A 22480-nucleotide genomic window follows, 5' to 3' on the forward strand; every position below is an offset into this window, starting at 1 on the left:
TTTAATCGAATGTCAATTAACATTGATATTTTCCAAAGCAGGGGAAAATATGTCCCACTACCGGCGCGCATTCATACCGGGAGGTACCTGGTTTTTCACGGTGAATCTGCTGCAGCGGCATCACAACGACTTGCTCGTTCGTGAAATTGACTTGCTGCGCGAAACGGTACAACGGGTGCGTAAACGCTACCCTTTTCAAATCGATGCCTGGGTGGTTTTGCCGGAGCATTTGCATTGCGTGTGGACGTTGCCGCCGGGTGATGCCGATTTCAGTACGCGGTGGCGTTTGATCAAAAGCGCGTTTTCGCGCGCATTACCCAGGACCGAATACCGGTCGAATGTTCGCAAGGCGGCCGGGGAGCGCGGCATATGGCAACGGCGTTATTGGGAGCACGTCATCCGTGACGATACCGATTATCAACGCCATGTGGATTATGTGCATGTGAATCCTTTGAAGCATGGGCATGTCAGGCGCGTGGCCGATTGGCCATATTCCACATTCCATCGATATGTTGCGAGAGGCATTTATCCAGTGGATTGGTGCGGCGACGCCAGCGCCACGGTTGGCGGCGGTGCATGATGGGGGGGCGATGCAATGACCGGGAATGGCGAAAATGGGTAGGCCCGATTAGCGTAGCGTAATCGGGCGGGGGTATCACCGGAATAAATGCAAACAAACGGGGTATCGCCGGAATGTAAATAAGCCTTGTGCGAATAGGCCCGATTATGCGAGTTTATCGCGGGTACGCAGTCAACCGGCCATCATAATTGTCGCCAAAGCGGTCAAGATAATTGACGCGAGACAGTTGGCGGTGGTGTGTGATGAGGAAGCGGTGAAGGGTCGTGATGTAATGGCCAGAACCGGCAGGGATGGCAAGAATGGGTAGGCCCGATTAGCATCGCGTAATCGGGCGGGGTATCGCCGAAATGCAAATAAACGGGGTGTTGCCAGAATGTAAATAAGCCTTGTGCGAATAGGCCCGATTATGCGAGTTTATCGCGGGTACGCAGTCAACCGGCCATCATAATTGTCGCCAAAGCGGTCAAGATAGTTGACGCGAGACAGTTGGCGGTGGTGTGTGATGAGGAAGCGGTGAAGGGTCGTGATGTAATGGCCAGAACCGGCAGGGGATGGCAAGAATGGGTAGGCCCGATTAGCGTAGCGTAATCGGGCGGGGTATTGCCGAAATGCAAATAAACGGGGTGTTGCCGGAATGTAAATAAGCCTTGTGCGAATAGGCCCGATTATGCGAGTTTATCGCGGGTACGCAGTCAACCGGCCATCATAATTGTCGCCAAAGCGGTCAAGATAATTGACGCGAGACAGTTGGCGGTGGTGTGTGATGAGGAAGCGGTGAAGGGTCGTGATGTAATGGCCAGAACCGGCAGGGATGGCAAGAATGGGTAGGCCCGATTAGCGTAGCGTAATCGGGCGGGGTATCGCCGAAATGCAAATAAACGGGGTGTTGCCGGAATGTAAATAAGCCTTGTGCGAATAGGCCCGATTATGCGAGTTTATCGCGGGTACGCAGTCAACCGGCCATCATAATTGTCGCCAAAGCGGTCAAGATAATTGACGCGAGACAGTTGGCGGTGGTGTGTGATGAGGAAGCGGTAAAGGGTCGTGATGTAATGGCCAGAACCGGCAGGGATGGCAAGAATGGGTAGGCCCGATTAGCGTAGCGTAATCGGGCGGGGTATTGCCGGAATGCAAATAAACGGGGTGTTGCCGGAATGTAAATAAGCCTTGTGCGAATAGGCCCGATTATGCGAGTTTATCGCGGGTACGCAGTCAACCGGCCATCATAGTTGTCGCCAAAGCGGTCAAGATAATTGACGCGAGACAGTTGGCGGTGGTGTGTGATGAGGAAGCGGTGAAGGGTCGTGATGTAATGGCCAGAACCGGCAGGGATGGCAAGAATGGGTAGGCCCGATTAGCGTAGCGTAATCGGGCGGGGTATTGCCGGAATGCAAATAAACGGGGTGTTGCCGGAATGTAAATAAGCCTTGTGCGAATAGGCCCGATTATGCGAGTTTATCGCGGGTACGCAGTCAACCGGCCATCATAGTTGTCGCCAAAGCGGTCAAGATAGTTGACGCGAGACAGTTGGCGGTGGTGTGTGATGAGGAAGCGGTGAAGGGTCGTGATGTAATGGCCAGAACCGGCAGGGATGGCAAGAATGGGTAGGCCCGATTAGCGTAGCGTAATCGGGCGGGGTATTGCCGAAATGCAAATAAACGGGGTGTTGCCGGAATGTAAATAAGCCTTGTGCAAATAGGCCCGATGGGGATGGACCCGATTATGCAATAAGCCCGATTACGCTACGCTAATCGGGCCTACGCGGGCTACGCGGGCTACGCGGGCTACGCGGGCTACGCGGGCTACGCGAGTTTATCGCGGGTACGCGGTGATTACATTAGCAGATTTTGCCCGCGCCACTTGCAGCGGCCAGACATCCGCCACCTACTGCCCATGTTACTCCGCCTGTGCCGGCTGTTCGAGTAGGGGTTAGTATATAAGTATCAGCAGCAGCCAAACCCTGACCGGCAACAGGTATAGCCGTTATTGCGCCATTTGCACCTATTGTTACTGATGTTACAATTCCTTGCGCACCAATGTCATTGGGAACTTCTATGTTGGCACGTGCTGCACCTGTCGCAGGAACAGCAATAGCTCCGGCAGCAGTCAGGCAATTCCCGGATTGAACGCATAATTCGACAGCTGTCTTAATTGGCGAGGTTGCATTAACAACTTCAGTGAATCTGGCCTTTGCCGTATAGTTTTGATAAGCCGGAATAGCCACTGCCGCCAAAATACCAATAATGGCGACGACGATCATCAACTCGATTAAGGTAAAACCTTTTTGATTAACTTGCATGGGTTGTTTCTCCTTTCTGGGTGTAAAAAATGAATTGGTGTGAATTAATTTGCAATATTACCTGTTGCAGGGGTGATTACGTCAGGGTGTGGACAAACTTTAGTCTTTTTTTGATGAAATAAAAAGGGTTGGCGGGGGCCACTTTATCACCCGGAAGGTTTTCGTGTCATGACGCGAGCTGTTGTTCCATCCATTCCCGCAGGGTGACGTAGTCCGTTTTGCCACTCGCCAGAATGGGCAGGTGGTCGAGGGTGAGGATGGTTTTGGGAATACCCAGTTCCCCCAGGTTGTTTTTGCGGAAATGAGCGATGAGGTCGGTCTGGCTGGCATGCGGGTACGTGGTGATGAGGATGATTTTTTCACCTTTTTTTTCGTCGGATGATTGCAGGGCGGCATGCGCGTGATCCGGCCAGAGCGGGTTGACGGCTTCTTCGATGGCGGTCAGTGAAACCATTTCGCCTCCTATTTTGGCAAAGCGTTTGACGCGACCCTTGATGAACACATAACCTTCGTCGTCGATGGTGACGATGTCGCCGGTATCGTACCCGTTATCCGCTGGCGGCACGATTTTGCCGGGCGTATTCGCCAGATAATAGCCCTGCATAATGTTGGGGCCATTTACCCGCAGTTTACCGCCTTGTTCAACGCCTGGCACCGGTTCCAGCTGGTGCCGGATGGCTGGCAGCAGGCGCCCCACGGATCCGGCGCGATTGTGCATCGGGGTGTTGAGGCTGAGGATGGGGGAGGTTTCGGTCGCGCCATAGCCTTCAAAAATACGCACGCCAAATTTTTCCGACCAGCGTTGGCGTGTGGTTTCACGTAGTTTTTCCGCCCCGGCAAAGACGTAGCGCACGCTGTAAAAATCATAGGCGTTGGCGTAGCGGGCGTACCCGGTCAGGAAGGTATCGGTGCCGAACAGCAGGGTGGCATTGGTGTCGTAGACCAGCTCGGGAATGATGCGGTAGTGCAGGGGGGAAGGGTAGAGAAAGGTGCGAATACCACTTAATACCGGCAGCAAGGTGCCGCCCGTCAGTCCAAATGCATGAAAAATCGGCAGGACATTGAAAACAATATCGCCTGGGCCAAAATCGATGCGGGAAGTTACCTGATAACGGTTGGCCTGCAGGTTCGAGTGGCTGAGCACCACTCCCTTGGGCGCGCCTTCTGAGCCGGAGGTGAATAGAATCACGGCTGCTTCATCCGGATTTTGCCGTGAATCCGTGAAACGGTACGCCAGCCGGGGGAGGGATGCCGACAGCCAGCCCATCAGTTTGTCCCACCAGTGAATCTTTTCGGGGATATCTTCCAGATAGCACAGCAGGATGCCCTGTTGCTGCAAGTCGGTGATCAGGTTACTCAGTTTGGCCTTGTCGATAAATCCACGCGCGGTGATGATGGTTTGAATCTGCGCGCTTTCGCAGGTGAGCAGCAGGTTTTTGCTGCTGCTGGAAAAATTAAGCATGGCGGGGACGCGCCCGAATGCCTGCAAGGCGAAGAAACAGATCAGGCTGCTGACCATGTTGGGCAGCAGGATGCCGATATGGGGCCGGCTGCTGAAATGGGGAATCATCCGGCGGAGTACCCGGCCAAGGATGAAGCTGCGCATGATCAGTTGAAAATAGGAAAGCGGCTTGCGCTCAACGTCTTCGGCAATAATGTGTTGCTTGCCGTGCGTGGCGCTGGCATCGAGCAGTGACTGAAACAGGGTTTCGCGCAGAATCTGACTGTGAAACAGGGTCTCGGTCATGAGGTCGTAAAGTTTGAGGCTCGCCATTTGCCGCCGTTGTTTGCCGCGTAGCGTGTTGGGCAGATCGAGTGTGGTCGGCGGCATGATTTCAACGCTGATTTTAGGAAACCAGCGCAGGCGGACTTTCCCTTTCAGCCTGGAAAAAGGCGTGTACTGTGGCCCCTTGAGACTGATGGGCAGCAGCATGGCGCCGGATTTGTCTGCAATCATGGCGGGTCCGTCATAGATTTTCATCAGGGAGCCGGTGAGCGTCAGCCGACCTTCCGGAAAAATCACGACCTTATCGCCCTTTCGGATGCGCTCGATCAGCAGGCGGGTGGACATCGGATTGGTGGGGTCGATGGCAACCGTATCGGCGAGAAACAGAAACGGTCGCACCCACCATTGCCGGGCAACCCTGGAATGGATGGCAAAGCATAGCCGCTCCGGCAGGCTGACGCTGATCAGCGCGGCATCCAGAAATGATAGATGATTGGCGATGATGAGCACGCGGCTGCCAGCCTGCCGATAATGTTCCGCGCCGTTGATTTCCAGCCGGTAGACCGTATGAAACAGCCATTGCAGAATGGATTTGACCAGGGCGTAGGGCAGCAGGCTTGAAATATAGATGGCGACCACGCCATTGATCAGTGCGATGGTCAGGAACACTTCGGGCACGGTGAAGTCGAGTGCAAGCATCAGGCTGATGCCGAGTGCGGAAATTACCATGAACAGCGCGTTCATGATGTTGTTGCCGGCGATGGTGCGTGCGCGATGGGAATCCTCAGCCTGACTCTGGACAAGGGCATAAAGCGGCACGATGTACAAACCGCCGCTGACGGAAATCGCCAGCATGTCGAACAGAATGCGCCAGTGTGTCAGGGAGGAGAGGAAAGCCGCTGCGCCGATCAGTTCTTCCTGTGCAAGCGGTGGGAGGGCGGTGCTGGCAAAATAGAGGTCGATGGTAAATGCGGTCATGCCGAGAATGCCCAGTGGCACATAGGTTGCAGCAATCTCTCCCTTGAGAAAGCGGTTACACAGCAGCGCACCCAGGCCGACCCCCACTGAGAACACGGTGAGAAATAGAGTAACCACTTCTTCGTTGCCGCCAATCACGGTTTTGGCAAACGTCGGAAATTGCGACAGGAAAGTTGCGCCAAATAGCCAGAACCAGGAAATGCCGAGGATGGCGCGAAAGATAGGGCGGTGTTCGCGAATCTGGTGAATGATCGCGCGCGTTTCCTGTAGCAGCGCGTAACGGATGGTGATATCCGGTGAGGCAGGTCGTGTCGCCGGAATAAACAGGCTGAACAGCCAGCCGGCCAGTGCGGCGCTGATGACCATGCCAGATACGACGTTGCTGCCTTGTTCGGTCAGAATCAGCAAGCCTCCGGCGATTGTTCCCAGCAGAATTGCGATGAATGTACCCGCGCTGACGAGTGCATTGCCGCCGATCAGTTCATGCGCTTCCAGCTGATCAGGCAGGATGCCGTATTTCAGCGGGCCAAAAAAAGCGGACTGTGCGCCCATCAGGAACAGAATGCACAGCAGAAGCAGCATGCTGTCCAGATAAAAACCTGCCGCTGCGCCAATCATCAACACAATTTCGACGAACTTGATGCGTTTGATGAGCTGTGCCTTGTCCCATTTATCCGCGAATTGACCAGCCGTGGCGGAAAAAAGGAAAAAAGGCAGGATAAAAATACCGGCTGCCAGTGTCACCATGATCTGCGGACTCAGGCCGCTGCTGCCCATGGCGGCGTAAGTGATCAGAATAACCAGCGCGTTTTTGAATACGTTGTCATTGAAGGCACCCAGAAACTGGGTGACGAAAAAAGGTAGAAAACGTCTGCTGGTGAGCAAGTTCCATTGGCTGGGGTGCATGATGGTGTGCCTTGTTGGGGATAGATGCTGAAATTATAAGCGTATGCCGGAAAAATGGGAGGGTAGGTATCGCCCGGCAATTTAAAAAACTTGCCATTTTTATTGGATCGATTAGAATGCCAATACGCTATAGGTATGGTTATATATAGCTTCACAGCACAATATATTGTGTTTCAAGCAGTTAACGCATCAACATTCTTTTGACATGCGCCACCTGGCAATCACTGGCATCCCACAGGAGAAAACAGCTATGCAACCTACTACGGACAACCCTGTTACTGGTGCGGTTTACCGCGACAGTTTTTCAGAACATAACCCGTCGGTCGAGAAACAAAATTATTTGCAGTACAAGGTGATACGCCGTAATGGCGCGGTTGTGGCCTTTGAACCGGGCAAGATTTCGGTCGCGATGACCAAGGCATTCATTGCAGTGGAAGGTGGGCAAAGTGCTGTGTCATCCCGTGTGCGTGAGATTGTGTCACACATGACGGAAGAAGTAGTTGGTGCATTGACGCGCCGCCGGCCGGACGGGGGTACGTTTCATATCGAGGATATTCAGGATCAGGTTGAGCTGGGGTTAATGCGCGCTGGAGAACATGATGTGGCGCGCGCTTACGTGCTGTACCGGGAAGCCCGTGCGCGTGAGCGGGCAGCCAGGAAACAGACCGACCAGGCTGTTGTGCTGCATATGGTGGAAAATGGACAGCGTGTGCCGCTTGACAGGGATCGGTTAACCGCGCGGATTGCGTCGGCCTGCCGGGATATCGGCGCGGCAGTTGATCCTGCCGTCATTCTCAAAGCCATGCTGCGGGATTTGTACGATGGGGTTCAGGCGGATGAAATCCGGAAATCTGCGGTGTTATCGGCGCGCGCGCTGATTGAGAAAGACCCCGCCTATAATTTTGTCACCGCAAGATTGCTGCTGGACAATATTCGCTACGAGGTGCTCGGGGAAGAGGTGACGCATGAGGCGATGCAATTGCGCTATGCTGATTATTTTAGCGACTTCATCCAGCAGGGAATCGAGGCGGATTTGCTGGATGAGCGCCTGGCCCACTTTGACCTGCCATCGCTGGCTAAAGCGCTGGTGGCGGAGCGTGACCTGCAGTTTGGTTATCTGGGCTTGCAAACGTTGTACGACCGCTATTTTCTACACATCCAGGAACGGCGCATCGAGCTGCCGCAGGCATTTTTCATGCGGGTGGCAATGGGGCTGGCATTAAATGAGATTGATCGTGAAGCGCGCGCCATCGAGTTTTATCATTTGCTGTCAACATTCGATTTCATGAGTTCGACGCCCACGTTGTTCAATTCCGGTGGCAAGCGACCCCAGTTGTCTTCCTGCTATCTGACCACGGTGCCAGACAGTCTCGATGGTATTTATGAGGCCATCAAGGAAAATGCATTGCTATCCAAATTTGCCGGTGGGCTGGGTAATGACTGGACAGCGGTACGGGCAATGGGTGCACGCATCAAGGGTACCAACGGCAAGTCTCAGGGGGTGGTGCCTTTCCTCAAGGTCGTCTCTGATACGGCAGTCGCGGTCAATCAGGGCGGCAAGCGCAAGGGGGCGGTGTGTGCCTATCTGGAATGCTGGCATCTCGATATCGAGGAATTTGTCGAGCTGCGCAAAAATACGGGCGATGATCGCCGTCGTACCCACGATATGAATACCGCAGTCTGGGTGCCGGATCTGTTCATGAAACGGGTGATGGAAGATGGAAGCTGGACGCTGTTTTCATCCTCCGATGTGCCGGATCTGCACGAAAAATACGGGAAATCCTTTGAGGCGGCTTATCTGGGCTATGAAGACCGGGCAACACGTAATGAGCTGGGTTTGTACAAGCGCATTCCTGCCCGGCAATTGTGGCGCAAGATGCTGACCATGTTGTTTGAAACCGGCCATCCGTGGATCACATTCAAGGATCCGTGCAATGTGCGTTCACCGCAAAACCATGTGGGCGTGGTGCATAGCTCGAATCTCTGCACCGAGATCACGCTCAATACCAATGACAAGGAAATCGCGGTATGCAATCTTGGCTCTGTTAATCTGGCGGCGCATATCGTGGATGGCAAGCTGGATCACGATAAATTGAAGCAAACGGTCAGTACCGCCATGCGGATGCTGGACAATGTGATCGACATCAATTTTTATGCCGTTGCCAAAGCGCGTAACGCTAATTTGCGCCACCGCCCGGTGGGGCTGGGCATTATGGGATTTCAGGATTGCCTGCACAAGCTGGGGATAGCCTATGCTTCGCAGGAAGCGGTCGAATTTGCCGATCGTTCGATGGAAGCCGTTGCCTATCATGCTTACTGGGCCTCTACCAGGCTTGCGGAGGAGCGTGGAGTTTACGCGACTTATGCGGGCAGCCTGTGGGATCGCGGCATTCTGCCGCAGGATACGCTGGCATTGCTGAGCGAGGAACGCGGCGGACAGGTGGAAGTCGATACCACGGTCACACTTGACTGGGAAGCTCTGCGCACCAGAATCAGACAATGGGGTATGCGTAATTCCAATTGTCTGGCGATTGCACCCACGGCCACGATCTCCAATATCGTTGGCGTATCTGCCAGTATCGAACCGACTTACCAGAATTTATACGTCAAGTCGAATCTTTCTGGTGAATTTACGATTGCGAATCAATGGTTGGTCAATGATCTCAAACAGAGAAAGCTGTGGGATGAAGTGATGATTGCTGATCTCAAGCACTATGATGGTGCGGTCAGCAAAATAGACCGGATTCCCCAGGAGCTGCGCGCATTGTATGCTACGGCATTTGAAATTGATCCTGCCTGGCTGGTGGAGGCGGCAGCCAGACGGCAGAAGTGGATCGATCAGGCGCAATCGCTCAATCTGTATCTGGCCAACGCATCCGGCAAGAAAATCGATGCACTCTATAAGCTTGCGTGGTTGCGCGGCCTCAAGACAACCTATTATTTACGCACGCTGGGAGCAACAGCAGCCGAAAAATCTACCGTGCATACGGGCGTGTTGAATGCGGTTGCGGCGTACCATGAGCCAGCCGAGACAGTTGCCAAACAATGTGTGATCGATGATCCGGATTGTGAAGCGTGCCAGTAAACCCGAATGAAAAAAATCAAAATTGGAGAATCAGACTATGTTGACGTTTGAAGATGAAGAAAATTCTGCAGGTAATAATGGTGTTCTGTCATGCGATACGGTTTTACATGCCCATGCACGCAACAACCTGAATGATGAAACGAGTGTTGAGAGTAAAGATCAGGCTGACCTGCCCACCAATCATCGCCGTGTGTCGGTAGAAGATAAACGTATCATCAACTGCCATGCGGATGTCAATCAGCTGGTGCCATTCAAATATAAGTGGGCATGGGAGAAATACCTGTCGGCTTGCGCGAATCATTGGATGCCACAGGAAATCAATATGAGCCGTGATATTGCGTTATGGAAAGACAGTAATGGGTTGAGCGAGGATGAGCGGCGTGTCGTCAAGCGTAATTTGGGGTTTTTCGTGACGGCTGATTCGCTGGCGGCCAATAATATCGTGCTGGGCACTTATCGGCATATTACTAATCCAGAATGCCGTCAATATTTGTTGCGCCAGGCATTTGAAGAAGCGATTCATACCCATGCCTACCAATATATTGTCGAATCACTCGGGCTGGATGAGGGCGAGATTTTCAATGCTTATCATGAAGTCGATTCGATTCGTGAGAAGGATGAATTCCTGATTCCTTTTATCGACACGCTGACTGATCAGTCATTTCAGACGGGTACGCTGGAAACCGATCAGCAGTTGCTTAAAAGCCTGATCGTGTTTGCCTGCATTATGGAGGGACTGTTTTTCTATGTGGGTTTTGTGCAGATTCTGGCGCTGGGCAGACAAAACAAGATGACGGGTGCCGCTGAACAGTACCAATACATCCTGCGTGATGAATCGATGCATTGCAACTTTGGTATCGATGTCATCAACCAGATTAAACTGGAAAATCCGCAGCTGTGGACCAGGGAATTTCGTGAGGAAATCGTGGCGCTCATGCAACAGGCAGTGATGCTGGAATACCGTTACGCCGAAGATACGATGCCACGCGGTGTGCTGGGGTTGAATGCAGCCATGTTCAAGGAATATCTGCGTTTTATCGCCAATCGCCGTTGTCACCAGATTGGTCTGGATCCTATTTTCTCCGAGGTGAGCAATCCTTTCCCCTGGATGTCGGAAATGATCGATTTGAAAAAAGAGAAGAACTTTTTTGAAACCCGCGTGACCGAGTATCAAACCGGAGGTGTGTTACACTGGGACTGATAGGGGTTTTTGCATGACTAGTTTGCGAAAATAATTTCTATATAAATTAATAAGTTGGTACGGAGATGATCTGGTGCTGAATGCCGGATCATCAGCGTGTAGCGCCCACCTGACCATTTGGAATTTATAAGAGTATGAAAAATAGCAACCAGAACATGATGCGATGGATGATCCTGGCAGCGAGTACTTTTGCTCTGATCGTGATATCGGTGACAGCTTTGATGGCCGAGACTCTGGCGAGCAATCACCGGAATATCGTCGTTCGTGAAGCAGTTCGAGCGGAAGCGTATGAACAGCAGGATGACTTATGGGTGCGCATGCGTACCGGGTTTTCCCTCGGTAATCCTCCGGGCCTGGAAATAGAAGGATACGAAAAAAGATTTAGCAACCAGCGGTTTATCAATCAGATAGTCGAGCGCAGCCAGCGCTACCTTTACTACATTTTGGGTGAAGTCGAGCGTCGCGGTATGCCAGCAGAAATTGCGCTTCTACCGATTGTCGAAAGTGCATTCGATCCGGATGCCTATTCACACAAACATGCCGCCGGATTATGGCAGTTTGTTCCCGCAACCGGGAAAGCGTTCGGTCTGGAACAAAACTGGTGGCATGATGAGCGTCGCGATATCGTAGCAGCAACCGATGCTGCGCTGGATTATCTGCAAATGCTGCATCGCATGTTTGGTAATTGGCAGCTGGCATTGGCCGCTTACAACTGGGGGCAGGGTGCATTATTAAAAGTCATTGCTGATGATCATGGTGGTGAGAAATCAGTCAATTTTGCTGCTATTCGTATGCCAACAGAAACACGCCAGTATGTTGCAAAATTACTTGCTATCCGCAATATCATTTCGCATCCCAGGCGCTATGGAGTCAGACTGAGCCCCATTTTCAACCGTCCCTATTTCGAGCAGATTGAATTGACAGAACAGATTGATGTGCATCTGGTAGCGAGACTGGCGGGGATTTCCGAAAAAGAATTCAACGCGCTGAATCCAGCTTATAACCGGCCAGTTATTCGTATCAGTAATGCGCCACGTCGACTGCTGCTGCCGGTTTCCAATGTGATGAACTTTGTCAAAAATATAGAGAACTATGACAAGGAACTCGTTTCATGGCGAATCCATGAGGTGAAAGAGAAAGAATCCCTGCCGGAACTGGCGCAACGTTATCGCATCGACGTATCAAAATTAGCGGGAATAAATGGCCTGCGTTTACAGTCGGTATTAAAAGATGGGCAACTTTTGCTGGTGCCGCGTGACGGTCGCGGCACGCGGGAGAGAACTTATCTGGCATACGGGTCGGATAGTACTGTTTCCGGTAATGCCGGAAGTGGACAGTTAATTCATATTGTCAGAAAAGGGGAGACGCTCCACGGCATTGCGAAGCGTTATGGAATCAATGTCAAAGCTATCCTATCCTGGAACAATGGCAGTACCCGCTTATCAGTGGGCCAGCGGCTGGTACTCAAACTGAATTTGCCCGATAGCCCTCTCTATTCATCTTGAACCTGTATTAGCTGCTTGTCTGCGGTTTTGTTGGTCATGTACCAGTCCTGCTCGGATATCTTCGGCAATACAACGATAAAGAGGGCGAAAGATTGGCCGCATATTACTGACAATTCTGTCAATATCTACCATTGATGGAAAGCGTGCGCCTCGATGCTCGATTGATTCCCCGATGAATTCGGGCTGGGCGCCCAGTCTGCCGAAATGATTTGCCAGTCGTTCCTCCGTTAGCATGAACAATATTCTAATACCATTCAACCGGGCCAATTCGACGGTGCCAATATATAGTCCCAGGGGAATATAGGGAAAGCGCGGCAGGGGGGCTTCACGATAATCGTCTTCCGAAAGATTGATCGGTTGTGTAGCTTCTCCCTTGCGTCGTCGAAAAGAGGCCACCACAGCCAGGCGGGAAACTTCGCCAATTTTGTCACGCGGTAGTTTTGCTGGATCGATAATGGCGCGATCCAGCGTGTTGGCGCAAGTGCGTTCAAATGGCAACAAACCATGATCGGTATCCAGAGTGGGACGAATGATGCGAGTGCAGCCGATAAACGTATGTTTTCGAACATCACGGATCAGCAAATGGATCGCACTGTGATCATATTGGTCGGTTTCCAGTTTATCGGTTCGCGCCGGTTCGAATCCCAGATCCTCACAATAAACAGCATGACGTACACGGTATGCTTCCGCTTTAAGTAATTCGTTGAGTGCCGGTACAATCTCAAAGTATTGTTTGAAAGATGTGCCTAGATTCTGTTCCTTCGAAAACATAGTGTTACCTCATCTGGGTCGAGCATGTCTGTCTGGATTAGTCCTGGTCCAGTGACAAATCAATTATTCAAGTCTTTTCAAGTAATTTTTGGTAAACAGCTTGTCAGGCAAGTCGCGCAGCTGCATTCCGGAATAGTCCAATACCGAAATCTCACCCTGTTTGAGCGCATCTTCCATGATCATTTGGGTTGGGCGTAATTTGCCAAGAATCATCTCAAAGTTTGCATAATGGCTGGTTTTGAGCAGGCGACCGGAAAGCGAATAAAACTCAGCCTGGTACGGCTGGTCATTTGCCTGATTGACCCACAACAATACCCGCTGATACGTCACCGAACGATCAACACCGGTCAGTTCAAGCACATGATAATTTTCACCATCTATTGTTTCGCTGCGCAACAGCTTTGGATAATAATCACCGGAGAAATTAGCGCGGGCAATATCGCCATTGGCAACCTGACCAGTCAACCGTTGTGAGAGTGACAGCCGGATCGGCTGCGAAACGCTTGGCATGAAGACCCAAAGATCACGTCCTTTCATCAAAATAGCCTGTCCGCGTTCAGCAGCTGGTTCAGTAGTGAGAACGATGCTATTTTCATTGCCTTTGGAGAGCACCCGGTATTGACGCACCTCGTCAGTCTGGCCGGGTGAAGTAGTACGGATAGCGACTTCTACCTGAAAACTCTCACGCGGGAAGCGAATTTCATCTGCTTTTTCCAGTATACTTTTTGCCGTTGCTTCCTGGCTGGCAGGTTCTGTTGACGCTGTTGATCGTGCCTGTGTCTGAAATAACAACAATAATACCGCTATGATTGGCAGTAAGCCTATTCGTAATATCATGTTTAATCTCCTGAGTTTAGCCTGTCTGGCTCATTAATCCCTGAAACAGTTGTACAGGATAAAACAAATGTATATTGTCCGTTTTGAAAAAGTCTGCAAAGAATATATGCTGGGTGCGGATCATATCCAGGCACTTAAGGATATTGATTTGCAAATCAAAGAGGGCGAATTTCTGGCAATTGCCGGACCCTCTGGCAGTGGAAAATCCACACTGTTGAATTTGATTGGTTGTATCGACATTCCTTCTTCCGGCAAAATCTATATTAATAATATGGATACCAGCGGGCAAACACCCAATCAGTTATCGGCGCTTAGAGCTAGAACTATCGGCTTTATCTTTCAGACATTTAATCTTTTCTCCGTATTGTCAGCAGAAGAAAATGTGGAATACCCGCTGCTGCAGTTCAAGGAACTCACTGCTGCCCAGCGTGGTGAGCGAGTCTCCAGGTTTCTGGAGATCGTTGGTTTATCCAAATTTGCGCGTCATCGCCCCAATCAGCTCAGCGGTGGTCAACGCCAGCGTGTGGCGATTGCCCGCGCACTGGCCACACACCCAAGCGTAATACTGGCAGATGAACCGACCGCCAATCTTGATCATAAAACCGGAGAAGGTATATTGCAGTTGATGAAAGAGATCAACGAGGATAACGGTACTACTTTCGTCTTTTCAACGCATGATGCCAAGGTGATGGCCATGGCTGAACGATTGATACGAATCGAAGATGGTCAACTTATCCATGAAAATGCCGCTGTGCATGCTTGATGATTGATCAATCTGCTTTTAAAGAAGGTATGAGATTTTCCTATAGTTTATTCGGCTATCTGATTCTGTTGTTGTCATTATGGTTATCCAGTTGGGAAGGATTGCATGCTCAGCCTGACGGCCTGAGCCAGAAAAAAGATAGCCCGGTTCGATTAGCACAAAATCCTACGCTGGAGGGTTTATTTAATGACAGCGCTCCAGCGGTTGCAAACCCGTCTGACCGTATGTTTCGGCCCACTGCTACCTGGCGTGGATTTTCCCAGCTGGAGTTTGCCCACACTTATGCTAACCCTGAACATGCTTCAAAATTACGGTTACGCTCTGAACTGGCTAACCTTGGCCAGTTAAGTCCTAACATAAAATGGAAGTTGAGTGCGCGCCTTGACTATGATGCTATCCATGATATTTCAAATTTCTATCCACGTGATGTGCGCCGGGATCAGCGTTTCGAGTTTCTTTTGCGGGAGAACTACCTGGATGTATCAGCCGGAGATTTTGATGTGCGTATTGGCCGTCAACACATTATCTGGGGGGAAATGGTCGGCCTGTTTTTTGCGGATGTGGTTTCTGCAAAGGATATGCGTGAATTCGTGTTACAGGATTTTGACTTGCTGCGTATTCCGCAATGGGCCATTCGCACTGAATACTCGAAAAATGACTTTCACGCAGATTTTATCTGGATTCCCTTTGCCAGTCTGGACAAGAGCGGTCGTCCCGGTGCGGAATTCTATCCATTTGCACTACCAGGCAATCAACCCGTAAATTTTTTGCGCGAGGATCGATCTGGCTTGAATCCACATAACAGCAATTATGGCTTACGTTTATCCCAATTGATTGGCGGGTGGGACTTGGCCGCGTTCTATTACCATAGTCGTGACGCCGCACCAACCTTTCATCTTGTTAGTCAGCAGAGTGAGCCGCTAACCTTTCAGGCGCGTCACGAAATCATTGACCAGGTCGGCAGCACGCTTACCAAAGACCTGGGGTATGCCGTACTCAAAGGTGAGCTGGTTTATACCGATGGCCGGCGCTTCAATGTAACTCGCCCAACGGCACCAAACGGTCTGACGAGACAGGATGTCATTGACTACGCACTAGGGCTGGATTTTACCCTGCCACGCGATATTCGCCTTAATTTGCAATTCTTTCAGCGAGTATTTCTGAATTATGATCGGGATATTTTTGCAGACCGACGCGAAAGTGGTGGCAGTATTTTTTTACAGAGTGGTCTCTGGCGGAATATTGAAGCGCAGGTGCTGCTCATCCACAGTCTTAACCGAAGTGAGTGGATGCTGCGCCCCCGTATTACCTGGAATTTTACGCGAGACTGGAGACTGGCAATGGGTGCTGATATATTTGAGGGACCGGCTACTGGCTTGTTTGGACGTTTTGCGAATAACGATCGCGTATATACTGAGCTGCGTTTTTCATTTTGAGTGGGATCTGCTGGTGACGGATAGCAAACAGTTACCGTCTAATTTGCGCGGCATTCGCGCATAGAACTTGTGTGGGGGAAGTAAGCGTTTTCTGAAATAAAGGTGATCCAGCCGCAAGAAGACGCTTGATGCGACTGGAGTCATGCCAGGATATTTGGGTGTACTTGCGTAACCCGTATAGCTTCAGGCGCTAAATGGATATGCTTACATCAACGGTTTGCGAAATGTCCCTATCTGTGGCGGGGAAGTCAAATCAGTTCTGTTGAAATTAAATAAAAACAGCACGGTATAGCCATTATAAAAAGTATCGGCAATAAATGGTGAGGATGATCCTACAAATCGACCGGATGGCATTTCAAATACATCCAGATGGAATCTCGCATAACCACTTTGATACTCCGCTTTGAAAAATGCTAACTCAGGTAAGGAAATCGGTATCAGAGAAGCCTGGACGGGAGGAATGCCAAAGAAAGTTCCGCCCGCTTCTGTTCCCAGAGAATCTAATACGATATTAATGCGGTGAGTGGCATTTTCCGGTCCATCCTGGGTCGTGTATCCGAGCATGCCTAGCCAGCCTGCAATCACGCCTTTGGCCATATCCTTATCCGCAGTTAATCCAGTGACATCGAGTTGAACGACGGCACCTCGCGGGATTGGAAAAGGCAGATCAATCTGCTTGGGAAGACTGCGCGCCACTGCTTCACTGATTAGCAATTGTTCCGTTGCCGTTCTGGCGGAATGGGTGACTTTTTGTGTGGTTGAGCAGGCTGATAACAGCAAAACCAAAATCGCTATCAGGCACGACAGATTGAGTGTGTTATTTTTTTTCATTACTAAGCTACTCCTTGTAGTAATACATTATTAACTATTCATCATTTTTTCAGCATCACAGTGGCATGCCGTGACAGATTATAGCTCTACTATGCGCTGACAGAACGATCCCATGCTGCGTCAATATTTTTTGTTCTTGCTTTGCCTTGTGTAACACCCACGGCTCAGGCAGATTCATCTAATCCTTTTTGGGTAACAATACCCACATTCTGACGGGCTGTTTCATTTTTCCAGCCTGTAGCGTGGCTTCTTCACCATAGCCCCAAAAAAAATCAGCTCGAATTTTACCTTTGATGGCGTTGCCTGTGTCTTGCGCCACCATGAGTCGGTTTAGCGGTTTTTCGGTATTTGGCCAGGTGGTGGATAAATAAACCGGCGCTCCTAGCGGGATACTTTCTGGATCAATGGCAATACTTATTCCTGCTGTCAGAGGTATACCCATGGCGCCAATGGGTCCGGATATGTTTGCGGGCAGTTCACGAAAAAAAATAAAACGCGTATTTTGCTGCAGCAGGTTATCCAGCTTATGAGGATTTTTTTTGCCCCATTGCTTGATGTGTTGCATGGAAGCCTGCTGGGGATTGAGCTCACGTTGTTCGATTAAAAGTTTTCCAATTGAATGATAGGGATAGCCGTTATGATCAGCAAACCCGATTTTTACTATCTCACCGTTGTCCAGCATAATTCTGCCCGATCCCTGGATTTGCAGAAAGAATAATTCAACCTTGTCTTCCACCCATAGAAACGCATGGTTCCGAAGCAGATGTTGATTGTTTTCAATTTCTGCACGGGTATAGTAGGGGACGACTTTTCTTCCTTCCAGTCGGCCACGATCTGGTGGAAATTTGTTCTCCGATGGCAAAATACCCAGATCAATTTTCAATAAATTATCGGGTTGTGCATAAATAGGGTAACGAAAACGTTCAGAAGGTTGACGGCTGCCTTTGAGTAAAGGTTCGTAGTATCCCGTAATCAGGCCAATGTCGTTGCCGTCCCTGGTAGTTACCTGCTGTGGGGTGAAGTGAATTTCGAGGAATTCTCTAATGATGGTTTCATCAGGGTGCATCAAACGTAAGGCGCGATCACAGATGATTTGCCAGTCGGGTTTTTGTTGCAGAGGTTTGCAGCTTTTGAGAAATGCATGCCAGGCAGGTAATAGTGGCTGATGCTGCCATTCAGGTAAATTAGTCCAGACAGATGCTGATTGCTCCTTATCCGGGGTTGTGGATATGACGGGCATTGATTCCTGGGAGGATGACAAGGGTTTTTCAGGAAGAACCTGTATTTGTGCTGCTTCTGCCTGTTGTTCTTTGTCATGGGTTTCCTTACGATTGGGCGCGTCTGATTTGCAACTGATGAGTCCAGTAATCAAGACGGTCAGCAACAATATCGATTGGGTTTTCATAAAAATTCAGTTAAAGTGAGGCATTCTTGGTTATTAATTCTGAATACAAACTACTATGTGGGTATTGGCTCTGGAAGCAGGACTGGCGTTGGGATTACTTCTGTTCATTATTTGGTGGACGCTGCCAAAAAAGAAAAAAAATGATCATTCAGTTGAAGAAATTAATAAGGACAGGGAGTCTGAGTAAGCTGTTAATGTAAATAGGTAGCGCTCTAAACCGGATTTTCCACATCAACAAAATAGTGACAGAGGTTAAACTGCTCTGCAATATGCTTGCCGAGCGCCTGAATTCCGTAGCGTTCGGTGGCATGATGACCGGCAGAGATGAAGGCAATACCTGTTTCTCGGGCAGTGTGAACGTTTTGCTCCGAAATTTCTCCAGTAAGATAGGCATCAATTTCCAGATTAGTGGCTGCCTCAAACATATCCTGAGCGGCGCCGCTACACCAGGCAATTCGGCGAATCGATTTGGATAAATCGCCAATAATGAGTGGCTGACGAGCAAGCAACTGAGTCAGCTCGGTGTTTAACTCGCCCAAAGTAAGGGGTGTTTCAAAAGACCCTTGCAGGGCGAGCGCCTGCTCGCCAAAACTACCTTCGACAGCAATATTCAGTTTCTTGGCTAATTGCGCATTATTGCCTAACTCGATGTGAGCATCGAGCGGTAAGTGATAAGCAAACAGATTGATATCATGCTTGATCAGCGCGGCAATTCGCTGACGTTTTATTCCGCGCAGACAGGCATTTTCCCCTCGCCAGAAATAGCCATGATGCACGATAATGGCATCTGCCTGGAGCTCGATGGCGCGTGATATCAATGCCTGGGAAGCTGTCACACCGGTTACGATAGTTTGGATTTGCGCGCGTCCTTCAACCTGCAATCCGTTGGGGCAATAGTCTCGGAAGCGAGCAATCTCGAGCATGGTATTCAGATAATCTTCCAGGGTTTTTTGATGCATAATTGTCCGGGATTGCATGAAATGTTGGATATCAACTGCTATCAGTACTTACGATAATTCTTTGAAACACATTAAATTGACTCTTACCATGTACAGACTCTGGTTAATTTTTGCACAAACCGCAACTATATTGCTTGCTATTTTTTTTGTTGTTTCTACATTACGCCCGGAGCTGTTGCCATGGACCCCGCGCGGCAAGGTGGCAACAATCAAGGAAGTGGTCAGTCCAGACGCGAGTGGTGCGCAGACTGGGCTGAATATGGGTAGTTTTCATGGAGCTGCGAAACAGGCCATGCCTTCCGTGGTCAATATATTTACCAGCAAAGAAGTTAACGTGCCATCACACCCTTTGATGGATGATCCTTTTTTTCAGAAATTTTTTGGTGAACGGTTTAATCCCAGAACACAGCGGACTTCCAGCCTGGGTTCCGGGGTCATCGTCAGCCCGGAAGGCTATATTCTCACAAACCACCATGTGGTGGAAGCTGCCAGCGAAATCCAGGTGGCGTTGATAGATGGAAGGAATGCGCGTGCGCGAATCATCGGCTCTGATCCCGAGAGCGATATCGCGGTGCTTAAGATCGATATGGATCAACTGCCCAGCATCAGATTTGGAGAATCTGATAAGGCGCAGGTAGGCGATATTGTACTGGCTATCGGTAATCCCTTTGGCGTAGGACAAACTGTCACTATGGGAATTATTGGTGCATTGGGACGTTCGCAAGTGGGGATTAATACTTTCGAAAATTTTATTCAGACTGATGCCGCTATTAACCCGGGAAACTCAGGTGGTGCCTTGACCGATACTGCAGGCAATATAATTGGTATCAATACGGCAATCTATTCACGCACAGGGGGTTCGCTCGGAATTGGTTTTGCTATTCCGATCAGTGTAGCGAAGCAGATCATGCAGCAAATAATTGAAACAGGTTCGGTTACACGTGGATGGTTAGGTGTCAGTATGCAGGATATGACACCCGAACTGGCCGAGTCCTTTGGATTAAAAAATCTGTCAGGTGCTTTGATTGCAGGAGTGCTGAAAAATGGACCTGCTGATGAGGCTGGCATTAAACCAGGGGATGTTCTGCTTGCGGTGAATGATGGAAAAGTAACGAACTCATCCGAAATGTTGAATCTTGTTGCAGGATTGCCGCCCGGAGAAGTCGCGAGACTCACCATTCTGCGTAATGGTATGGAGCAGAAAATCAAGGTAAGGATAGGGAAACGACCGACTTGATGCTGCTGCTGAAGAGCTGTCTGGTATTCTCGCGGGTAATGTAGCCGGGTTTTTGTAAATTCAAACTTGGGTAAGCGGGGTGTCTGTTTCTGCCGTGGCAAAATAATCGCCAATATCTTTGCTGGCCCAAGTTTTGAATGTGTTCCTGTATTTTATGCTGCGCATTGTACTCTGGCTTTGGCCTCGATTGCAGCCTGCTTGGTTTTGCCTGCGCGTGAAGGAACGTGACAAAGTCCACAAACATGGTTGGACTGGATATCAAGGCTATGTGCAATGTAATTCCCCTTGCATTCCACGCAGGAAGTCATGGTTAATACCTTGCTGTCGATAAAGCGATTCAATGTCCATGCACGTGTGAAGCTTAAAATACGCTGTAGATTATTGGCTTCGACATGCTCAAGATAGAGCTGATAACTTTTAATAGTCGCATCTATGCCGCGAATACTCGTGTATTCAGTAAGATATTTAAATATATTGATAAAAAGTGATGCGTGCATATTGGGTTGCCATCCCATAAACCAGTCCTCTGAGTAAGGCAACATCCCTTTGGGAGGGGAAACGCCTTTCACTTCTTTATATAATTTTACGAGCCGCTCGCGACTAAGTGTGGTTGAGGCTTCTAGAACCTGTAATCTGGCACCCAGACCCACTAGCTCGGTTGCCAGTTGAATCTGTTTTCCTTCAGATAAAATGCTTTTAATTTTCATGATGTTCCCCTTTGGAAATAAATTTTAAGATCAGGATATGGATTCTGCAGGTTGTCCAGCCATCAAAATGGCTGCATGCGATTGTGTCAGTGAGCGATCCTGTTTATGGCTGGTAAGAATTTCTGCGATCAGACTGTCATCAAAGCGGAAACGGCAAAGCAGCATGTTGGAGCCGGCCATTTTCAGTAATTGGCTATTTGATAGTTTTTCCAGAATATTAGCAATATCTTCATCAATACCCAGGCGGTACATTGCAGCAATTTTATCTTCACGCAACATTTGTTGCGCCAGTAACAGATAACTCAAATTAAGTTCTCTAATTTCATCCAGAATTTGATTTTTTTCCATGCTGATACTCCCTATTCAAAGTTGAGTCCCGCTTGTTGATTAACAAGATAGGTGCATTTTTAACTTTAGTAGCTGAAGAGTAAAGAGCTGGCTTGCCATAGGCGGCGTAAGTATAAGACGGGAATTGCTGTAGGAAGAATTCCTACAAACAATGTAATTAGCTGATTTAGAAAGATTTATTTTGATGAGGGTTGGCGCGCGCAATCTGCTGTTTCGAGTGTCCCTGAATTTCGGAACAAAACAGTATCTCCGGGCATGAACCGAGGCGAGGTCGGCTGGGTAACGATATGTAAATCGCCGTCGAGCGTGGTGAGGGAAATGCGGAAATGGTCGGTTTTGGCAATGTTGCGCTGCGGTGGGTAATATCCCTGATTTGCCGGAATATCGACACTGGTATAAAACGCCTTATTGGCATGGCGTCCCGTCGGCTGAACAATCGTTCCCATGATGCGAGCATCCGGATTGCTGTTAACTTCATTGGTTATGCTAATTCGCTCAATGTGGTCAACAATCGCGCAGGTATCAACTGGCAGCGTCATAAACCTGGAAAGGGGATCTGATAATCCGGCATTACCAATATTGCGGTAAGACTTGTTCTGCTCGCCAAGATGATCTGATCTGGTCACCACTGCTGACTGCGCTGTAACCATAGGTGAGGAGATTGTCACCAAAGTAGTCAGTAACCAGCGAGCTAATGATTTTAAGCCATATTTTTGATCGGCACTCATATCACTTTCCTTGATTGCATGGTGTGATAACGGCGGGCGGATCGTTGGGTTTAGCCTGAACTGCATCGGTATCATTATTATGAAAAATGGCATTTTTTATAGTCTGTAAAGAAGGTTGGATTGCCTGTCTGTTAATCCTGTTCCGGTTGGTATCTATTTATTGCTATTTTTTAGTAAA

The 22480-nt window shown here is 49.5% G+C and carries 16 protein-coding genes and 1 pseudogene; 7 read left to right on the forward strand and 10 right to left on the reverse strand.

Translation table 11 applies throughout. The annotated features are described in order from the left end of the window. The first annotated feature begins 49 nt into the window (after nucleotides 1–49). Nucleotides 50–580 carry a transposase gene (locus IPG31_02640; GenBank protein MBK6617290.1) on the forward strand — a complete coding sequence of 177 codons (531 nt, stop codon included), beginning with the start codon at nucleotides 50–52 and terminating at the stop codon, nucleotides 578–580. 1837 nt (nucleotides 581–2417) lie between these two features. On the opposite strand, the gene IPG31_02645 is transcribed toward IPG31_02640, so the two are convergent. Both IPG31_02645 and IPG31_02650 read right to left on the reverse strand, forming a co-directional pair. Then, complete coding sequence (locus tag IPG31_02645; protein MBK6617291.1) at nucleotides 2418–2879, reverse strand: prepilin-type N-terminal cleavage/methylation domain-containing protein; 462 nt, start codon at nucleotides 2877–2879, stop codon at nucleotides 2418–2420. A 166-nt stretch (nucleotides 2880–3045) separates the two neighbouring features. Then, on the reverse strand, nucleotides 3046–6489 hold the full coding sequence (locus IPG31_02650) for an acyl-[ACP]--phospholipid O-acyltransferase (protein MBK6617292.1): 3444 nt from the start codon (nucleotides 6487–6489) through the stop codon (nucleotides 3046–3048). A gap of 250 nt (nucleotides 6490–6739) precedes the next feature. On the opposite strand from IPG31_02650, the gene IPG31_02655 reads away from it, so the two are divergent. The 3 genes from IPG31_02655 (at nucleotide 6740) to IPG31_02665 (ending at nucleotide 12280) form a co-directional block, all read left to right on the forward strand. Further along, entirely contained in the window at nucleotides 6740–9574 is a 2835-nt protein-coding gene (locus IPG31_02655; GenBank protein ID MBK6617293.1) for a ribonucleoside-diphosphate reductase subunit alpha, read from the forward strand. A gap of 37 nt (nucleotides 9575–9611) precedes the next feature. Then, on the forward strand, nucleotides 9612–10775 hold the full coding sequence (locus tag IPG31_02660; GenBank protein MBK6617294.1) for a ribonucleotide-diphosphate reductase subunit beta: 1164 nt from the start codon (nucleotides 9612–9614) through the stop codon (nucleotides 10773–10775). Between the two features lie 155 nt (nucleotides 10776–10930). After that, complete coding sequence (locus IPG31_02665) at nucleotides 10931–12280, forward strand: transglycosylase SLT domain-containing protein (protein MBK6617295.1); 1350 nt, start codon at nucleotides 10931–10933, stop codon at nucleotides 12278–12280. Here IPG31_02665 and IPG31_02670 read toward each other — a convergent pair. Both IPG31_02670 and IPG31_02675 read right to left on the reverse strand, forming a co-directional pair. Continuing rightward, a complete protein-coding gene (locus tag IPG31_02670) occupies nucleotides 12272–13051 on the reverse strand; it encodes a PEP-CTERM/exosortase system-associated acyltransferase (protein ID MBK6617296.1) in 780 nt (259 codons plus the stop codon). The two genes, IPG31_02665 and IPG31_02670, sit on opposite strands and share 9 nt — an antisense overlap. A gap of 63 nt (nucleotides 13052–13114) precedes the next feature. Continuing rightward, on the reverse strand, nucleotides 13115–13888 hold the full coding sequence (locus tag IPG31_02675; GenBank protein ID MBK6617297.1) for an outer membrane lipoprotein-sorting protein: 774 nt from the start codon (nucleotides 13886–13888) through the stop codon (nucleotides 13115–13117). A 67-nt stretch (nucleotides 13889–13955) separates the two neighbouring features. Between IPG31_02675 and IPG31_02680 the strand changes: the two genes are divergently transcribed. Continuing rightward, on the forward strand, nucleotides 13956–14651 hold the full coding sequence (locus IPG31_02680) for an ABC transporter ATP-binding protein (GenBank protein MBK6617298.1): 696 nt from the start codon (nucleotides 13956–13958) through the stop codon (nucleotides 14649–14651). Between the two features lie 221 nt (nucleotides 14652–14872). Next, nucleotides 14873–16087: pseudogene (locus tag IPG31_02685) on the forward strand (hypothetical protein). A gap of 204 nt (nucleotides 16088–16291) precedes the next feature. Here the strand turns inward: IPG31_02685 and IPG31_02690 are convergent. From IPG31_02690 to IPG31_02700, 3 genes are all read right to left on the reverse strand, one after another. Further along, nucleotides 16292–16918, reverse strand: coding sequence for a hypothetical protein (locus IPG31_02690; GenBank protein ID MBK6617299.1), 627 nt, complete (start codon nucleotides 16916–16918; stop codon nucleotides 16292–16294). Between the two features lie 178 nt (nucleotides 16919–17096). After that, entirely contained in the window at nucleotides 17097–18323 is a 1227-nt protein-coding gene (locus IPG31_02695; protein MBK6617300.1) for a murein transglycosylase A, read from the reverse strand. 212 nt (nucleotides 18324–18535) lie between these two features. Next, nucleotides 18536–19282 carry a Nif3-like dinuclear metal center hexameric protein gene (locus IPG31_02700; GenBank protein ID MBK6617301.1) on the reverse strand — a complete coding sequence of 249 codons (747 nt, stop codon included), beginning with the start codon at nucleotides 19280–19282 and terminating at the stop codon, nucleotides 18536–18538. An 88-nt stretch (nucleotides 19283–19370) separates the two neighbouring features. Between IPG31_02700 and IPG31_02705 the strand changes: the two genes are divergently transcribed. After that, nucleotides 19371–20519, forward strand: coding sequence for a Do family serine endopeptidase (locus IPG31_02705; GenBank protein MBK6617302.1), 1149 nt, complete (start codon nucleotides 19371–19373; stop codon nucleotides 20517–20519). Nucleotides 20520–20671: 152 nt separating this feature from the next. On the opposite strand, the gene flhC is transcribed toward IPG31_02705, so the two are convergent. The 3 genes from flhC to IPG31_02720 all read right to left on the reverse strand — a co-directional run bounded on the left by flhC (nucleotide 20672) and on the right by IPG31_02720 (nucleotide 22302). Further along, the gene (gene flhC, locus IPG31_02710; protein ID MBK6617303.1) at nucleotides 20672–21226 is read right to left on the reverse strand and encodes a flagellar transcriptional regulator FlhC; all 555 of its coding nucleotides are present in this window, start codon (nucleotides 21224–21226) and stop codon (nucleotides 20672–20674) included. Nucleotides 21227–21256: 30 nt separating this feature from the next. Beyond that, a complete protein-coding gene (flhD, locus tag IPG31_02715) occupies nucleotides 21257–21574 on the reverse strand; it encodes a flagellar transcriptional regulator FlhD (protein ID MBK6617304.1) in 318 nt (105 codons plus the stop codon). Nucleotides 21575–21750: 176 nt separating this feature from the next. Further along, nucleotides 21751–22302 carry a hypothetical protein gene (locus IPG31_02720; protein ID MBK6617305.1) on the reverse strand — a complete coding sequence of 184 codons (552 nt, stop codon included), beginning with the start codon at nucleotides 22300–22302 and terminating at the stop codon, nucleotides 21751–21753. Nucleotides 22303–22480: the final 178 nt, after the last annotated feature.

Source organism: Nitrosomonas sp. (genome assembly GCA_016703745.1).
In the GTDB taxonomy this organism is placed as follows: Bacteria; Pseudomonadota; Gammaproteobacteria; order Burkholderiales; family Nitrosomonadaceae; genus Nitrosomonas.

Bases quoted from the DNA above. Each gene is read 5' to 3' on its own strand.
- IPG31_02640 (MBK6617290.1), top strand. From the start codon at position 50: ATGTCCCACTACCGGCGCGCATTCATACCGGGAGGTACCTGGTTTTTC.
- IPG31_02645 (MBK6617291.1), bottom strand. From the start codon at position 2,879: ATGCAAGTTAATCAAAAAGGTTTTACCTTAATCGAGTTGATGATCGTC.
- IPG31_02650 (MBK6617292.1), bottom strand. From the start codon at position 6,489: ATGCACCCCAGCCAATGGAACTTGCTCACCAGCAGACGTTTTCTACCT.
- IPG31_02655 (MBK6617293.1), top strand. From the start codon at position 6,740: ATGCAACCTACTACGGACAACCCTGTTACTGGTGCGGTTTACCGCGAC.
- IPG31_02660 (MBK6617294.1), top strand. From the start codon at position 9,612: ATGTTGACGTTTGAAGATGAAGAAAATTCTGCAGGTAATAATGGTGTT.
- IPG31_02665 (MBK6617295.1), top strand. From the start codon at position 10,931: ATGATGCGATGGATGATCCTGGCAGCGAGTACTTTTGCTCTGATCGTG.
- IPG31_02670 (MBK6617296.1), bottom strand. From the start codon at position 13,051: ATGTTTTCGAAGGAACAGAATCTAGGCACATCTTTCAAACAATACTTT.
- IPG31_02675 (MBK6617297.1), bottom strand. From the start codon at position 13,888: ATGATATTACGAATAGGCTTACTGCCAATCATAGCGGTATTATTGTTG.
- IPG31_02680 (MBK6617298.1), top strand. From the start codon at position 13,956: ATGTATATTGTCCGTTTTGAAAAAGTCTGCAAAGAATATATGCTGGGT.
- IPG31_02690 (MBK6617299.1), bottom strand. From the start codon at position 16,918: ATGAAAAAAAATAACACACTCAATCTGTCGTGCCTGATAGCGATTTTG.
- IPG31_02695 (MBK6617300.1), bottom strand. From the start codon at position 18,323: ATGAAAACCCAATCGATATTGTTGCTGACCGTCTTGATTACTGGACTC.
- IPG31_02700 (MBK6617301.1), bottom strand. From the start codon at position 19,282: ATGCATCAAAAAACCCTGGAAGATTATCTGAATACCATGCTCGAGATT.
- IPG31_02705 (MBK6617302.1), top strand. From the start codon at position 19,371: ATGTACAGACTCTGGTTAATTTTTGCACAAACCGCAACTATATTGCTT.
- flhC (MBK6617303.1), bottom strand. From the start codon at position 21,226: ATGAAAATTAAAAGCATTTTATCTGAAGGAAAACAGATTCAACTGGCA.
- flhD (MBK6617304.1), bottom strand. From the start codon at position 21,574: ATGGAAAAAAATCAAATTCTGGATGAAATTAGAGAACTTAATTTGAGT.
- IPG31_02720 (MBK6617305.1), bottom strand. From the start codon at position 22,302: ATGAGTGCCGATCAAAAATATGGCTTAAAATCATTAGCTCGCTGGTTA.